Consider the following 16,053-nt stretch of genomic DNA (forward strand, 5'->3'; position numbering starts at 1 on the left):
CGGTGAACCACCTGTGTCCACTTCGGGCAGACGGCCAGTGCTGATCACCCGCGCATCGGCCGATCGGCCGACCCGGCTCGGGCCGGTCGGCCAAGGTGCGGACGGCGGCCGATCCTCTACCGTCACGGTGTGACAGCAGGTCCGGCCCAGAACAAGTTCCCCGCGCGGGTGAGTGCGCTCGCGCGACGTATCGGTATGCCCGCCGTCGTCCTGCTGGCCGCGCTCGTGTTCGACCTGGTCTTCGTGACCGACGCGGCTTTCGACGACACGGGCCCGCGCGGCATCGATCTCCTGCTGTTCCCGGGCATTTTCGCGATGGTGTTCTGCGCGCTCTGGGCGCAGAAACGGGCCGCCGTCGCCGCCGTCGCGGCCTCGGTCGTGCTCGTGGCGTACACACTGGTCGTCCGGTACTTCAACATCCCGACCTACTCGAGCGTGCTCGCGCATCTGTCCATCACCGAAGTGGTGGCGGGGGTCGAGATCCTGTTCTACGCCGCGCGCCGGACGCGGCCGGGGGTCGCCTTCGCCGTGATCTCCGGCCTGGTGCTGGCCACGTTGACCGCGGTGTCCGGCCGGTACTACCACGGCAGCGAGTCGAACGGCACCATGGCGCAGGCGATGCTGTTCGGCGGCATCCTGCTGGGCGGCACGCTGCTCTTCGCAATCCCCGGGCGGGACCGCGCGGCACATCCGAAACGCTACGAGAAGCTGCAGAAGCTCAACAAGCTGGTGATGGGCCAGTGGCCGCTCATCGGGCTGCTGGGTGTGGCGCTGCTCCTGGAGTTCGGCTTCACCTACGAGAGCGGGGCGCACGGCTTCCCGATCCTGGTCTGCTCGATCGTCGCGGCGATCATCGCGGTCGCGGCGCCGCGGCGGCCCGCCGACGCGATGGTCGCGCTCACCGCGGTCATGCTGCTTTCGGCTTTGGTGACGCCGTTCCTCCGGCTCCGCTACGACTACGCCACGCCTGGTGGGGTGCCGGGGACGCAGATCGTCGCGGGGATGGGGCTGGTCGTCACCCTGGTCCGGGCGGTCGGGCTGAGCAAGGCCGTGTCCCGGATCGTGGGGCTTTCGGCCGTGGTCGCCGTGGCCTCGATCCTCAACACCAAACGGCCGGGCCCCAAGCTGATGACCGACCCGGACGAGATCGCCGGCCTCGCCGTGGCCGCGGTGCTGTTGCTCGGCATCTCGGTGGCGGTCGGCCTGGCGTTGCGTTCGCGGGATTCGGAGCGCACGCAGGTCATCCAGTCGGCGATCACCGACGCGCAGACGTCGGAACGGATGGCGCTGGCGCGGGAACTGCACGACGTCGTCGCCCACCACGTCACCGGGATCGTCGTGCAGGCGCAGGCGGCGAAGATGATGGGCGAGAAGAATCCGCAGGTCGCGGTCGAGGCGATGGGCCGAATCGAGGACGCGGGGGTGGAAGCGCTGGCGGCGATGCGGCGGCTCGTGCGGAGCATGCGCGGCGACGCCCCGGCCGGGAGCAGCGAGTTCAGCGAACAGGCCACCACCGATCTCGCCGCCGACCTGCGGACGCTGATCGAACGGTCGAACCACGGCGTGAAGACGTCGATGAAGCTCGAACTGCCGTCGAACGTGCCGCACGAGGTGGGGCGGTCGGCGTTGCGGCTGGTGCAGGAGTCGCTGACGAACGTCGGCAAGCACGCGTCGGGGGCGACGGAGGCGCTGGTCATCGCCGAGGTGACCGGGAACGAGCTGCACCTCCAGGTGACCGATGACGGACAGGAGCCCCAGCGGCGTCCGGCGGGCGGGTCGGGCGGCTACGGTCTGATCGGCATGCGCGAACGGGTCGCCCTGCTGCACGGCCGGCTCTCCGCCGGGCGGGCGCCGGGCGGCGGATGGCGCGTCGAAGCGTGGCTACCACTTGAAGGAGAAGAGTGATCCGGGTATTGATCGCCGACGACCAGGACATGGTGCGGATCGGCTTCCGGATGATCCTGGACGCGCAGGACGACATCGAGGTGGTCGCCGATGTGGCGGACGGCGTCTCAGCGGTCGCGAAGGCGCGCGAACTGCGGCCGGACGTCTGCCTGCTGGACATCCGTATGCCCGGCATCGACGGGCTCGAGGTCACCAAGCAGCTGGCGGGCCCGGACGTGTCCGATCCGCTGAAGGTGGTGGTGGTCACGACGTTCGACCTCGACGAATACGTGCACACCGCGCTGCGGAACGGTGCGAGCGGTTTTCTGTTGAAGGACGCCGGGCCGGCGCTGCTGATCGAAGCCGTGCGCGCGGCCGCGCGCGGGGACGCGCTGGTCTCGCCGCAGATCACCGTTCGGCTGCTGAAGCATTTCGACGGTGGGGCGGTGAAACGCGACGTCAGCCCGCCTTCGGAGCCGCTGACCGCGCGGGAACTGGACGTCGTGAAGGCGGCCGCGAAGGGGCTGACGAACACCGAGATCGGGGCGGAGCTGTTCCTGTCGCTGTCGACGGTGAAGACGCATTTGGCCTCTGTGCAGGGGAAGGTCGGTGCGCGGAACCGGGTGGAGATCGCGGCGTGGGCGTGGCGGAGCGGAGTGGTGGACTAACCGTAAGCTCGGTTCATGCAACGCCGTTTCCACGCTCCCGTCGTTCTCCCCGCCGACCCCGCCTGCTCGTTGCTGCGTGACGCCGTGGTCGACGTGGACGAGGCGGGGCGTATCGCCCATGTCGGTCCCGCTTCCGAGGCGCCCGGAACGTCCGCTCCCGTGACCCGGTTGAGCGGCATCCTCCTGCCCGGTCTGGTCAACGCGCACGCGCACAGCCCGATGACGCTGCTGCGCGGGATGGGCGGCGACCTGCCGCTGCTGCCGTGGCTGACCGAAATCATCTGGCCGACCGAGGCGAAGCTGAAGCCGGCCGACATCCGCACCGGCATGCTGCTGGGCTCGGTCGAGATGTTGCGGCACGGTGTCACGACGAGCGCGGAGATGTATTTCGAAGGCGAGCAGCTCGCCGACGCGGTGCTCACCACCGGTGGCCGCGTGGTGCTGGGTCCGCCGATCATGGAGCTGCCCGGGATGGACTGGCGCGCGATGCTGAAGAGCATCGAACGCTGGATCGACACCGACGGCCTGCGGTTCGGGCCTGGCGAGCGGATCGAGGTCGGCTACGGGCCGCACTCGGCGTACATGCTGAACGAGGAGGCGTTGCGGGCGACCGCGGAATCGGCGGCCGAGCGGGGCGCGCTGGTACAGATCCACGTGGCCGAGGCGGCGCTCGAAGACGTCAAGCAGCGTGAAGCGCACGGCTCGGTGCCCGCGCTGCTGGAGAAGGTCGGGATGCTGCGGGGCCGGACGCTGGCCGCGCACGCCATCCACCTGTCCGACGAGGACATCGCGCTGTTCGCCGCACGCGGTGTCGGGATGGCGCACTGCCCGGGCTCGAACGCGAAGCTCGCTTCGGGCATCGCGCGCGTGACGGAGCTGCGGAAGGCGGGCGTCGCCATCGGGCTCGGCACGGACGGCCCAGCGTCGAACGACGACATCGACCTGTGGGAGGAGCTGCAGCTCTCGGCGATGTTCGCGCGGCTCGCGACCGGCGACTCGACCGTGCTGACCGCGGCCGACGCGTTCCTGCTCGGCACCCGCGGCGGCGCGGACGCGCTGGGCCGGACCGACATCGGCGCGCTGGAAACCGGCCGGTGGGCGGACATGGTGCACGTCGACCTCGACGACCCGGCCTTCGCGGCCGGCATCGACGTGCCGGACGTGCAGCTGCTCTCGAACTTGGTGTGGGCCGCGGGCTCGCGCCGCGTGCGCGACGTGTGGGTCGCGGGCGAACAGGTCGTCGGCGACGGCGAATCCCTGCGGGTGGACCGCGCCCAGGTGCAAGCCGAAGTCGCCGACACCTCCGCACGCCTTCGCTCTTGACTCACCTACCCAGCCCCCCACCCGTCCCAGGGGGCGGCCCCGAAGCCAGTCTATCGGGGATCGGGGGCGGGGCCTGCGGAAAAGTGCTGCTCAGGGGCTGGTTGTCCACAATGGGGCACGACTGTGGACAACTGAGCTGGGGCTCGTGCGCCCGATGTGGCATTGGGGACGTTGAGTGGCTCCGATGCCACATTGGGGGCACACGAGCGGCCAGCAGAGAACGAAGCCGCGTCAGACCAGGCCCCGCGGCCGAAGGATCACCTCGGTCGGGTGCGCGTCTCCGGTCGCGGAGACCGCGGCGAGGACGGCGGACGCCACGGATTCGGGGCGCAGGAAGCGTTCCGGCTCGTACGCGCGGCCTTCGTCGGCGATGATCGCCTGCTGCATTTCGGTGTCCGTGCGGCCGGGGTAGATCGACGTCACCCGAAGCGTGGACTCCTCCTCCCGCAGCGAGTCGGCGAAGGCGCGGACGGCGAATTTGCTCGCGGCGTACGGGCCCCAGCCCGGGCGGGCGTTCTGTCCGGCACCCGAGTTGATCACGACGACGTGCCCCTTCGAAGCACGCAGCGCGGGCAGCAGCCGCCTGGTCAGCGTGACCACCCCGAGCACGTTGACCTCGAAGTTCGCCCGCCAGTCGTCGTCGGTCGCGGTCTCGACCGTGCCGAGCCGCGCCACGCCCGCCGAGTGCACCAGCACGTCCAGCTCGCCGAATTCGGCCGTCGCCATTTCCAGTGCCTCGTCGTCGGTGAGGTCGATCGGCCACGGCCGGGCGTCGGGCAGCGTGCCCGCGAGCTCGCCGAGCGCGTCGGCGTCGCGACCGCCGAGCAGCAGCCGGTGGGTCGGAGCGAGCGCGCGGGCGACCGCGGCACCGATGCCGCGGGTGGCGCCGGTGACGAGAGCCAGGGGGAGATCAGCCATGGCCGCCACGCTAGTACGGCGGTCTCGCGTGATCGAAAGCGTGTCTCGCGTGATTGGAGGGCGATCTCGCGTGATTGGAGGCGTAACTCGCGTGATCAGGGGGCGCACACGACGGGAGGGGTCGCCACCCGCGGGAACCGCACGGAGCCGCGCGTGAACGAACCGGCGAGGTTGTCCGCGAAGCGGGCGGCGGTGAGCGGGTCGCGTACCGAAGCGTCGATCGCGCGAAGGGCCGGGCAGTCGAGGGCGGCTCGGGCGGCGGCGACGTCCTCGGCGCGGGCCGGGCCGCCCTCGGCGATCGGGAGGCGGGCGGAGTTCGCCAGCTCCCAGACCGGCGGCAGCCATTTCTGGTGACCGGGGCGGCCGTTGGGAAGCGAAGTCGAATGCGCGGCGAACGGGTTGGCGAGGCCGTAGCCGTCGCGCAGCCGCATGTCGAGCGGGATCAGCAGGCCGAGGGCGCCCATGCTGTCCGCCGCGACGGTCACATACGGCCGGTCCGTCGGATACGCGTACCAGCGCCTGGTCGCGTAGTCCTGGACCAGCACCGCCGGGCTGGTCACGCCGTGGATGGCGTCCAGCGCCGACGGCATCAACGGGTGGTCGGCGTAGTCGTCGGCCAGGACCGGGTGTTCGTGCCCGGTCGACCGCGACCAGAACGCTCGCTCGTCCGTGACGCCGACGGCGCGCGGAGAAGCCGAGGACTCCGGACGAAGCGACGCGGCGGCCACGAACGCCCAGATCCCGACGACGACCAGGAACGCCACGGTCAGTCTCGTCACCGGTAAGGCCAGCACGGGCAACAGCAGGCAGAACAGCGCCGGGAGCAGCATGCGGCCGTGCATGAAATCCCCGCCGACGCGGATCACGTATCCCGCGAGCAGCACCGCGCCGACGAGCGGGACCGCGGTGAGCACCACGAACGTCTTGTCCACAGTGGACGAGATCGTGACGGCCGCGACGGCGAGCACCAGCAACGGCAGCCACAGCCAGTACGGCTGGACAAGATCGACCAGGTAGGCCCAGCCGCGGGTCCAGTTCGCCTCCGACGCTTCCTTGACCAGGGCGGTGTTCGGCGTCAGCAGACCGTAGTAGCCCATGCGGAAGACCTGATACGCCAGCGGGAGCGCGCCCGCCACGGCCAGCAGGCCCAGCGCGCGACGGCGTCCCGGCCGCACCAGCACGAGCAACGCCACCAAGGCGACGACGCTGAACAGCGCTAGATCCGGCCGCACCAACGGCCCGAGCCCGGCGACCACCGCGACCGGCCAGGTCCGCAGATAGTCCATTGTGGACGCACGACGGACGAGCAGCCACCAGGTGCCGCCCAGCCACAACGTGATCAGGCCGGTTTCCAGCCCGGACGTCGCGAAGTCGCGGAACGGCGGCAGCGCGCAGACCACCAGCGCCCCGGCGGGCGCGAGTCCGTGGAACGCCAGCGGCTGGTAGAGCCGCCGGGCACCGTCCAGGCCGAAGAACAGCCCGGCGACCGAGAAGGCCAGACCGGTGACCACGGAGATCCACTCCAGCGGCACTCCGGGAAGCGGCCCGAGCACGCTCAGCACCGCCGTCCACAAAGGACTGGTGTTCGTCTCGACGCGTTCGCCGATGTTGAACACCGGCCCGTTGCCGGCGAGGATCTGGCGGACCGTGCGCAGCACGATCAGCCCGTCGTCGCTCATCCAGCGACGGCGCCAGGCCAGGTCGGCGTAGACCATCAGCACCAGGCCGAAGCCGAACCACGTCCAGGTCGACGGCCGGCGGAACCAGGCGCGCGAAGGCCAGTCGGGCGTGTTCTCACCCGTGGTCGTGTTCGTCTGCGTCATGGCCCCGCCCGCTCGGTTGCGTGCGCAGGAGATCAGGTCCGCGGGCCGCGCGTCAAACCGCGCGGGCGGACAGACAGGCTTGTGGCCATTTCCTCCCTTCCATGGTCAGCCGCGCGGTGACCTCGAAGCCGGCCTCGCCCAGCTGGTCGGCGATCCGGCCGGGATCCAGCAGGTAGGCGTCGTAGCTGACCGGGTGGCCGTACGCCGTTTCCGGGCTCAGCCGCTCGTCACCGACGTGGAATCCGACCAGCAGACGGCCTCCGGGCGCGAGCGTGCGGCGGAACTCCGCGAAGACGCCGGGAAGCACCTCCGGCGGCAGATGGAAGATCGACCACCAGGCGACGAGACCGCCCAACGAGCCGTCGCGGAAATCCAAGGCCGTCATCGAGCCGACGGAAAACCGCTGTTCAGGGAACTGCCGACGGGCCACGTCGATCATTTTCGGCGACAAGTCGACCCCCGAGACGTCGAGGCCGAGCGACGCCAGGTGGGCGGTGACGTGGCCGGGACCGCAGCCGACGTCGACGACCGGCCCGCGTACCTGCTCGGCGAACGCGGCCAGCATCGCGCGGCTGATCGGCTCCTGGTCGAAACGTGGGCCGATCAGCGCGGCGTAGTTCTCGGCGACGGTGTCGTAGGACTCGCGGGTGGCGTCGAGATGTGAGGTCACGGTGGGCGACGCTAGCGGCACCCACCGACAATTCACGGTTCGAGGAGCCCGGCGTCCCTCGTCAGATCCTCCGGCGCCGCCAGCGAGGCCACCGGCGTGCACCCGGTCGCGGGATCCGCCGCCGAATCCGTGCCGTTGTGGTGCGCGGCGCCCGATCGGGTCAGCTGCCGCGAGCCGGCGTCGAAGCACACCTGGTACGAGCCCGGAGCCAGCCGCTCGAAGGCGTATCGACCGTCCGGCCCGGTGACGGCCGAGCCGGCCTCCTTGCCCGACGCGTCCTTCAAAGTCACCTTCACGTCCGGGACGCCGAGTTCGTCGCGGCTCTGGAGGCCGTCTTCGTCCTTGTCCAGCCACACGAAGTCGCCCAGCCTGCTCGTCGGCGCGTTCAGCCCGGCCGCGAGCGTCAGATCCACGCGTTTACGAGGGCCGACGGTGGTGGTCGCGGTGCAGCCGGTCGCCGGGTCGGCGTCCGAATCCTTCGTGTCGTCGCCCGCGTCCTTGGCCGTGTACGTGAACGGAAGCCCGGCGATGTCGAAGCAGACCTGGTAGATGCCGTCCTTCAGCTTGGTGAAGCGGTACTTGCCGCCGGCGTCCGTGGTGATCGTCCCGAGCGCCTTGCCCGACGCGTCCTTCAACGTCACCTTCACGCCCTGAACGCCCGGCTCCCCGGCGTCCTGCAGGCCGTTCCGGTCGACGTCGTCCCAGACGAACTCGCCGATCTCGTCGATCGCGGGCGGCGGGGTGACCTTGATGGTGGTGGTCGCGGTCTTCTTCGGCAGGGTGCCGCTGGAGACGGTCACCGTGCTGACGTGGCCGTTGTCCGCTTCGGTGACGTTCTTGTGGTCGCAGGTGACGGTCGCGGACTTGCCGCTTTCGAGGCTCGCGATCGGCGTGGGCTTCACGTCGCAGTACGGGTCTTCGACCTTGATGTCGGTCAGCGTCGTGGTGCCGTCGTTGGTGACGGTGAACCGGTAGTTCGCGGTGGTGCCCGCCTCGATGGTGGCCGTGGCGCCCCAGGCGCCGCTCGCCGGATCCCGCACCTCCGCCTTCGCCGAGAACGACGCGACCTGCAGGTGGACGCAGTCCCACATGACCCAGTTGCGGTCGGTGGCGGCGAAGAACTTCACGGAGCCGGCCGACGGCGGGGCGGTGGACGGCGGGAAGTCCTGCCGCGCCAGCGCGCCGTCGCTTTCCACGGCGTGCGTGACCTTGAGCTTGTTCTCCAGGACGACCTTGCCGGACCCGTCGTAGAACCGCAGGCCCGTTTCTTGGACGGCGTCCGTGCGCTGGAGGTTCGTGCCGGTCCAGTCGGTCAGCGTGTAGACGGCGCCGGGCACGAACTTCAGCGCCGCGTAGGCGGTGCTGACCATCTTGTCCGGGGTCGCGATCAGGGCGTATCTGCCGCCGTCGGGCTGGTAGCCACTCGCCGTCGACAGCCGCGGCTGCTTGCTCCTCGGCGTGCCCGGCGGCACCGGGGCGGCCGGGCTGAACGTGTACCCGGCGGGCGGGCTGCCCTGCTCGACGCTCGGGTTCGGCGCGGCACCGCCGGTGCAGCCGGACGGGACCGCCGTCGCCTGCGCGTAGGAAGGGACGAAGCCGAAGACGAGCGCGCCCGCCGTCATGAACACCAGTGCCCTTTTCACAGGGCTGAAGCTAATGAGCGCGGCGGGCTTCCGTCATCACCGAACGGTGTCGTCCGGCGCCCCGATCAGGCAGAACAAGTCTCGCCGAGAGTGATCGGGGCGCCGGAAGCCACTACTTGACGCCGATGCGGCCGACCTGGCCCCAGCGGCCCTTCTTCCACACCGACACGATCGACGGACGCGGCTGGGTGGTTCCGCCGTCGGGCCAGTGCGAGGCCGGGGTTCCGGAGTTGGGCGCGTCCTCACCGGGGTGCTGCACGGCGATGAGCACCAGGTGGTCGGTCACCACCGGGCCGCAGCATTCCGCGCCGACCGGCACCGACAGGAACTGCTTGACGTGCCCGCGTTCCGGACCGTCGACCGGCACGGAGAACAGGCCGTCGTTGGCGCCGAGCGCGTTGCCGTCGGTGGAGATCCACAGGTTGCCGTGCCGGTCGAACGCGACGTTGTCCGGGCAGGAGATCGGGCTGACCTGATCCTTCGGGAAGCCGCCGAAGTAGGTGTCCGCCGTCTTCGGGTCACCGCAGACCAGCAGGAGCCGCCAGGAGAACTTCGTCGACGCCGCGTCGCCGCCGTTCTCCTCCCATTCCAGGACGTGGCCGTTGCGGTTGTTCGGCCGCGGGTTCGCCTCGTCGACGTTCGCCTTGCCCGCGGGGCCGCGCTGGCTGTTGTTGGTCAGCGCGGCGTAGATCCGGCCGTTGACCGGGTTCGGCTCGATGTCCTCGGGCCGGTCCATCTTGGTCGGCTGGACCTTGTCCGCCGCCTCGCGGGTGAAGACGTAGACCTCTTCGGCGGTGAGGCCGTCCACAAAGGACTTGTTGCCCGACGCCAGCGGGATCCACTCGCCGACACCGTCGAATTCGCCGTCCGAGGGCAGTTTCCCGGTGCCGTCGATCTCGGAAGCCGGGCTGTCGCCGGTAAAGCGGGCGACGTACAGGGTGCCGTCGTCGAGCAGCGCCGAGTTGTGGCGACGCGCGTGCGCGCTCTTGCCCGGCTTGTACTTGCCCTTGGAGACGAACTTGTAGATGTACTCGAAGCGCTCGTCGTCACCGGAGTAGACGGCGACGCGGCCGTCCTTGGTGATCTTGATGTTCGCGGCCTCGTGCTTGAAGCGGCCGAGCGCGGTGTGCTTGATCGGCGCCGAGTTCGGGTCGTTCGGGTCGATCTCGACGACCCAGCCGAAGCGGTTGGCCTCGTTGGGCTCCTGCGCGAGGTCCCAGCGCTTGTCGAACCGCTCCCACTTACGGGTGCTGGCGGTGCCGGAGAAGCCGTACCGCTTCAGCCGCGCGGCGGCGACCGGGTCGGTGACGCTCGCCGCGTTGGCGAAGTACTGGTTGACGTTCTCCTCGCCGGAAAGCACCGTGCCCCAAGGGGTCACGCCGCCGGCGCAGTTGTTCTGCGTGCCGAAGACCTTGCGGCCGGTCGGGTCCGCGGAGGTCTTGAGGTACTTCGATCCGGCGGCCGGGCCGCGCACCTCGAAGGCGGTGTTCAGCGTGATACGCCGGTTGAACGGGCTCGGCGTCACGCGCAGGGCGCCACCGATCGGGTCACGGAAGGCCTGGACGACCGAAAGGCCGTGCGCGGCCCACGCGATCTTGACCTGCTCCTCGGTCGGGTTCGCCGGGTCGTACTGGTCGACCGGGAACATGTGGACCTCGGTGGTGTACTCGTGGTTCACCACCAGCAGGTTGCGGATGCCCAGCGGATCCTGCGGGATCAGGCCGACGAAGTCGCAGTTGTAGCCGAACTGCTTCGCCTGCGCGGCCGCGGTCTGCTTGTGGAAGTCGAACTTCGGGGCGCCGAATTCGACGGCGTCGCCCCAGCGGATGACGACGCGCTGTTCGTAGCCCTCGGGGATGGTGACCGCGTCGAGCTTGTTCGGCGGCACCGCTTCGAAGTCGGTGCCCGGCACCGGACGCCCGGGGCGGCCCGGCTTGCCGTGGCCCGCGGCGGAAACGGCAGCCGGGGTCTCGGCGGCGGCCGTGCCGGACAGCGCGGCGAATCCACCGGCGGCCGCGGCCATCACGGCGCCGGCCTTCAGCGCGCCACGACGGGACAGCATGTTCTTGACGACGTCGCCGAAGTACTCGTTGTCCGACGTGTTCGGCTCGGGGTGGGCGCACGCGTTGCCGCAGCGGTACTCGCAGGTGACCGCGGAGCGGCCACCGGGGTGGGAGGTGATCAACGGCAGGAGCCGCTGAGGCTCGAAGGACACAGGGCCTCCATGGTCGCGGTGGGTACACGTAGTCCAGTCGGGGGAACGCCGTGACGTTAAGCGACCAAAACGATCCAGCTCTGGCCAGAAGATGAACAGCGCGCGAACGAGCGATGGCGCGCTGCCGGACCCGGCAGCGCGCCATCGACCAAAAGTACTGCTAGATCGTTGCTTTTCGACTAGGAACCGATGTCTTCCAGGCCATGCCTGCCCGGTTTCCACACCGCCACCACGGAGGGACGAGGCTGGGTTTCCCCGCCGTCCGGCCAATGGGAGGCCGGTTTGTCGGCGTTCGCGCCGTCCACTTCACCCGGATGCTGGACACAGACCGTGACGATCTTCCGCTCGACGATCGGCCCGCAGGTCTCCGCACCGCGAGGCACGGTGAGGAACAGCTTCAGCTCGCCGCGGTTGCGCCCCTCCAGCGGCACGGAGTAGAGGCCGTCGTTGATGCCGAGCGCGCCCGCCGAGTCGGTGGAGATCCAGAGGTTGCCGTGCCGGTCGAAGGCCACGTTGTCGGGGCTGGAGATCGGCGAGACCTGGTCCTTGGGGAAGCCGGCGAAGTAGGTGTCCGGCGAGGCCGGGTCGCCGCACACCAGGAAGAGCCGCCAGCTGAACGTCAGCGCGAGCGCGTCCCCGCGCCGTTCTTCGAGTTCCAGCACCTGGCCGTGCTTGTTGTTCAGCCGTGGGTTGGGCTCGGTGGCGCCTTCCTTGCCGGGGTTGCCGCGCTCGACGTTGTTGCTGAGCGCGCAGTAGATGCGGCCGGTGTACGGATGGGCCTGGATGTCCTCCGGGCGGTCCATCTTGGTGGCGCCGACCCGGTCGGCCGCCTCGCGGGTGAAGACGTACACCTCTTCGGCGGTCATTCCGTCCACAAAGGACTTGTTGCCGGACGCCAGCGGGATCCACTCGCCGCCGCCGTCGAATTCGCCGTCGCTGGGCAGTTTCCCGGTGCCGTCGATCTCGGCGACCGGGCTGTCGCCGGTGAACCGGCCGACGTAGAGCGTGCCGTCGTCGAGCAGGGTCATGTTGTGGCGCCGGGCATGCGCGCTGTTCCCCGGCTTCATCCGGCCCTTCGAGATGAACTTGTAGATGTACTCGAAGCGTTCGTCGTCGCCGGAGTAGGCGACCACGCGGCCGTCCTTGGCGACACGGATGTTCGCCGTCTCGTGCTTGAACCGCCCGAGATGCGTGTGCTTGACCGGGGTGCTGTCGGGATCGTTCGGGTCCAGCTCGATCACCCAGCCGAAGCGGTGGGCCTCGTTCGGTTCCCTGGCGATGTCCCAGCGCGCGTCGAACCGCTCCCATTTGCGGGTGGTCGCGGTGCCCTTGATGCCGTACCGCGCGTAGCGCTTGCGCTTCACGGGGTCGGCCACCGTTTCGGCGTTCCCGAAGTACTGGTTGATGTTCTCCTCGCCGGACAGGATCGTGCCCCACGGCGTGACGCCGCCCGCACAGTTGTTCATCGTGCCCAGCACCACCGTGCCGGTGGGATCGGCGGCGGTTTTGAGCAGGTCGCTGCCGGCGGCTGGCCCGGTCACCTTGAACGGCGTGTGCAGCGTGATCCGCCGGTTGTAGCGGGACATCTTCGGCCGCAGGTGCCCGGTGTCGCGTCCGCGCGACACCTGGACGACGGTCAGGCCGTGGGCCGCCCACGCGATCTTGACCTGTTCCTCGGTCGGGTTGTCCTTGTCGTACCCGCGGAACATGAACTCTTCCGAGGTGTACTCGTGGTTCGTGACCAGGAGCGAAGTGAGGCCCCAGTGGTCGAGCGGCAGCAGCGCGGCGAAGTCGCAGTTGTAGCCGAACTGCTTCGCCTGCGCCTCGGCGGTCTGGTGGTCGAAGTCGAACTCCGGCGCGCCGGGCAGCACCGCGTCACCCCAGCGGATCACGATGCCCTGCTCGTAGCCCTCGGGCACCACGACGGCGTCGAGCGTGTTCGGCTGAACCCGCTGGTAGTCGGTGCCGGGCGGCGGTTTCGGCCGCCCCTCGGGAGCGGCGGACACCGGCGCCGCGAGCGCGAGCGGCGTTCCGGCGGCCAGTGCGACGACGGCCGTCGCCTTCAGCGCGCCTCGGCGGCTCACCGCGCCGAGCACGTCGGCGAAGGTGGGGTTGTCCGAGGTGTTCGGCGCGTCGTGGAAGCACGCGTCGCCACAGCGATAGGTACAGGTCACTGACGCCCGGCTTGGTGAGTGGCCGGCCAGCAACGGAAGGAACTTCACGCGGACCTCCGGTCAGGCAGTTCGGGAAGTCGACGCTAAGGCACCGGACCAACGAGAGGAAACCCCTCGTTGGTCCGGTGTTCACCCGTTGTTCCGATTTACATCTCTTCGCCGACGAGGACCGCTTCGGCCGGGATGGTGTGCGGGTCGGCGGTCTTCTCGCGGATCGTCAGCAGGGCACCGGCGAGGACGCACAGGATCGCGGCGATCACGAACGGCGCCTGCTTCGCGCCGAACCACTCGGCCAGGTGACCGACGACGGTCGCGGCGACCGCGCCGCCGAGCCAGCGGCAGAAGTTGTACCCGGCGCTCGCGACCGGACGCGGGGCGCCGCTGATCGACATGGCCGTGCCGGTGAACAGCGTGTTGAGCAGGCCGGACACCAGACCGGACAGGATGATGCCGACCACCAGCACCGGCTTGCTCGGGATCGCCATGATCAGCAGCAGCACGGCGTAACCGAACACGGCGACCACGGTCGCGTGCCGCTCGCCGAGCTTCGCGGCGAGTTTCGGCGCCAGCACCACCCCCGCGACGGCGACCGAAAGGCCCCAGCCGCAGAAGATCAGGCCGACGGCGACGGCGCTCCACTCCAGCACGAACGGCGACCAGGCCAGCACCACGAAGAACGCGGCCGTGTACAGCGCGGAACCGATCGAGGTGCGCAGCAGCCCGCCGTGCTTCAGCGCCCGGAACGGGTCGAGCAGGCGGATCTTCGGCCGCTTCTCCTTCGCGTCGGCGGTCAGGAAGATCGAGCAGAGCACGAGACCGCACAGCATCAGCACCGAAGTGCCGAGGAACGGGCCACGCCACGAGATGCTGCCGAGCAGAGCGCCCAGCAGCGGGCCGACCGCGAGGCCGACCCCGAGCGCGGCTTCGTACAGCAGGATCGCGCCCGCCTGGCCGCCGGTCGCGGCGCCGACGATCACCGAAAGCGCGGTCGCGATGAAGAAGGCGTTGCCGAGGCCCCAGACCGCGCGCAGCCCGATGAGCTGCTCGATCGACCCGGACGCGGCACACAGCGCGGTGGCGACGACGACCAGCGTCAGCCCGGCGACCACGGTCCGCTTGGCCCCGAACCGGGCGGTCATCGCGCCGGTCACCAGCATGGCGACCGCCTGGACGCCGAGGTAGCTGGAGAACAGCAGGGTCACTTCGGACGGCGTCGCCTTCAGGCCTTCCGCGATCGACAGCAGGATCGGGTCGACCAGCCCGATGCCCATGAACGCGATGACCGCGGCGAACGCGGTGATCCATACCTGTTTGGGCTGTCCTTTGACGGCGTGCAACAGGCTCGAGTGGGGCTCAGCGCTCATCGCGGATCAGTTCCTCCTTCTTGTCTTCGTGCAGCAACCTGGTGAGGGCGGGGAGCGCGGCTTCGATCGCGACGCGGTCGGTCTCGTCGAGTTCGAGGAGCCGCTCACGCAGGAACTCCTCCCTCGCGACGATCAACCGGCGATGGAAGCGCTGCCCGACCTCGGTGACCTCGACGAGCACGGCGCGGCCATCGGCGGGATCGCGGCGGCGGCTGACCAGGCCCAGCCGTTCGAGACGGCGGACGACGTCGGTCATCGTCGGCATCCGGACCCGCTCCAGGTCGGCGAGCGTGCTCATCCGGCGGGGACCGCCGTTGAGCAGCTCCGACAGCACCGAACCCTGCGTGAGGGTGAGCTGCACCTGCGGGGTCTCCCGGCGGACGAGGTAGTACAGCCGGAACACCAGCGGGCGGAGCCGGTGGGCGAGCTCGGCGACTTTCGTGGTCACTTAGCCATGCTAACTAAAATTACTGAGCATGGCTAAGTAATCTGCCGCACAGGTTTCCAGCGCCCAGGCGCTGTCCTGTGGGCCTGTTCGATGGGCTTCGTGATCCAGGTGGTTCCTGACGGTGCGGCCGGATCGGCCTCGTACCGGGTCGCACTCGGCCGCATCCGCCCGTGCCGTCAGGGGCCACCTGGGCGCGAAGACCGCGGGCAGGCCCGCAGGACAGCGCCTAGGGTTGAAGGTGTGGAAGCGGTGATCTTCGATCTCGACGGTGTCCTGGTGGATTCGGAAAAGATGTGGGACGAGGTCCGCCGGGCGGTCGTCCACGAGTTCCACGGCACCTGGCGGGAGGAATCGACCAGGGCCATGCAGGGGATGAGCACCCCGGAATGGGCCGCCTACCTGGCGCACGACCTCGGCGTCCAGCTCCGGCCCTCGGATGTGGCGCAGGTGGTGATCGACCGGATGGCACGGCGGTACGCGGAGAAGCCGCCGATCATCCCGGGCGCGCCGGGCGTCGTCCGCGAGGTCGCGAAGCACTGGCCGGTGGCGATCGCGAGTTCGTCGCCGCCGCTGCTGATCAAGGCGTTCCTCGACATCACGCGGCTGCCGGTGCCGACGGCGGTGTCGTCGGAGCAGGTCGGAGCGGGGAAGCCGGCGCCCGACGTGTATCTGAAGGCGGCCGAGCTGCTGGGCGCGGAGCCGAAGAACTGCGCGGCCGTGGAGGACACCACGAACGGGCTGCGCGCGGCGCTGGCGGCGGGGATGACGGTGTACGCGGTGCCGAATCCGCATTTCCCGCCGGATCCGGCCGTGCTGGAGCAGACGACGGTGGTCCCGGTGATCACGGACCTGCCGTCGGCGCTTCAGGAGGACTGAAGCCCGGTCCCGGATGTCATGAAAGGGTCGTTCCTGACGAAAAACGT

The 16,053-nt window shown here is 69.7% G+C and carries 12 protein-coding genes; 4 read left to right on the forward strand and 8 right to left on the reverse strand.

From position 1 onward, the window contains the following. Positions 1-129: 129 nt before the first annotated feature. From AORI_RS81120 to AORI_RS81130, 3 genes are read left to right on the forward strand one after another with little or no spacing between them, the layout of a single operon-like run. Positions 130-1,905 (forward strand): sensor histidine kinase, encoded by a 1,776-nt coding sequence (locus AORI_RS81120; RefSeq protein ID WP_043848472.1) that lies wholly within the window; start codon positions 130-132, stop codon positions 1,903-1,905. Continuing rightward, positions 1,902-2,552 (forward strand): response regulator, encoded by a 651-nt coding sequence (locus AORI_RS81125; protein WP_016338263.1) that lies wholly within the window; start codon positions 1,902-1,904, stop codon positions 2,550-2,552. Before AORI_RS81120 ends, AORI_RS81125 begins: the two co-directional genes overlap by 4 nt. A gap of 15 nt (positions 2,553-2,567) precedes the next feature. Further along, positions 2,568-3,875: an amidohydrolase family protein gene (locus AORI_RS81130; RefSeq protein WP_016338264.1), complete on the forward strand. Its 1,308-nt coding sequence runs from the start codon at positions 2,568-2,570 to the stop codon at positions 3,873-3,875. A gap of 231 nt (positions 3,876-4,106) precedes the next feature. Here the strand turns inward: AORI_RS81130 and AORI_RS81135 are convergent, their stop codons facing one another. From AORI_RS81135 to AORI_RS81170, 8 genes are all read right to left on the reverse strand, one after another. Continuing rightward, a complete protein-coding gene (locus AORI_RS81135; protein WP_016338265.1) occupies positions 4,107-4,793 on the reverse strand; it encodes an SDR family oxidoreductase in 687 nt (228 codons plus the stop codon). A 95-nt stretch (positions 4,794-4,888) separates the two neighbouring features. Then, positions 4,889-6,616: an arabinofuranosyltransferase AftB family protein gene (locus AORI_RS81140; protein ID WP_016338266.1), complete on the reverse strand. Its 1,728-nt coding sequence runs from the start codon at positions 6,614-6,616 to the stop codon at positions 4,889-4,891. 52 nt (positions 6,617-6,668) lie between these two features. Next, a complete protein-coding gene (locus AORI_RS81145; RefSeq protein ID WP_016338267.1) occupies positions 6,669-7,286 on the reverse strand; it encodes a class I SAM-dependent DNA methyltransferase in 618 nt (205 codons plus the stop codon). 32 nt (positions 7,287-7,318) lie between these two features. Continuing rightward, a complete protein-coding gene (locus AORI_RS81150; protein ID WP_228688274.1) occupies positions 7,319-8,929 on the reverse strand; it encodes a DUF7850 domain-containing protein in 1,611 nt (536 codons plus the stop codon). 112 nt (positions 8,930-9,041) lie between these two features. Further along, positions 9,042-11,144, reverse strand: coding sequence for a PhoX family protein (locus AORI_RS81155; RefSeq protein ID WP_016338269.1), 2,103 nt, complete (start codon positions 11,142-11,144; stop codon positions 9,042-9,044). Positions 11,145-11,323: 179 nt separating this feature from the next. Next, positions 11,324-13,366 carry a PhoX family protein gene (locus AORI_RS81160; RefSeq protein ID WP_016338270.1) on the reverse strand — a complete coding sequence of 681 codons (2,043 nt, stop codon included), beginning with the start codon at positions 13,364-13,366 and terminating at the stop codon, positions 11,324-11,326. 98 nt (positions 13,367-13,464) lie between these two features. Next, entirely contained in the window at positions 13,465-14,682 is a 1,218-nt protein-coding gene (locus tag AORI_RS81165) for an MFS transporter (protein ID WP_016338271.1), read from the reverse strand. After that, entirely contained in the window at positions 14,672-15,130 is a 459-nt protein-coding gene (locus AORI_RS81170) for a MarR family winged helix-turn-helix transcriptional regulator (RefSeq protein ID WP_016338272.1), read from the reverse strand. The genes AORI_RS81165 and AORI_RS81170 overlap by 11 nt, the downstream gene beginning before the upstream one ends. Before the next feature lie 240 nt (positions 15,131-15,370). On the opposite strand from AORI_RS81170, the gene AORI_RS81175 reads away from it, so the two are divergent. Continuing rightward, the gene (locus AORI_RS81175; protein ID WP_016338273.1) at positions 15,371-16,006 is read left to right on the forward strand and encodes an HAD family hydrolase; all 636 of its coding nucleotides are present in this window, start codon (positions 15,371-15,373) and stop codon (positions 16,004-16,006) included. Positions 16,007-16,053 lie beyond the last annotated feature (47 nt).

Source organism: Amycolatopsis keratiniphila (assembly GCF_000400635.2).
GTDB lineage: Bacteria > Actinomycetota > Actinomycetes > Mycobacteriales > Pseudonocardiaceae > Amycolatopsis > Amycolatopsis keratiniphila.

Excerpts from the sequence above, each read along its gene's own strand:
- AORI_RS81130 (WP_016338264.1), top strand. The coding sequence starts at position 2,568 with ATGCAACGCCGTTTCCACGCTCCCGTCGTTCTCCCCGCCGACCCCGCC.
- AORI_RS81135 (WP_016338265.1), bottom strand. The coding sequence starts at position 4,793 with ATGGCTGATCTCCCCCTGGCTCTCGTCACCGGCGCCACCCGCGGCATC.
- AORI_RS81140 (WP_016338266.1), bottom strand. The coding sequence starts at position 6,616 with ATGACGCAGACGAACACGACCACGGGTGAGAACACGCCCGACTGGCCT.
- AORI_RS81165 (WP_016338271.1), bottom strand. The coding sequence starts at position 14,682 with ATGAGCGCTGAGCCCCACTCGAGCCTGTTGCACGCCGTCAAAGGACAG.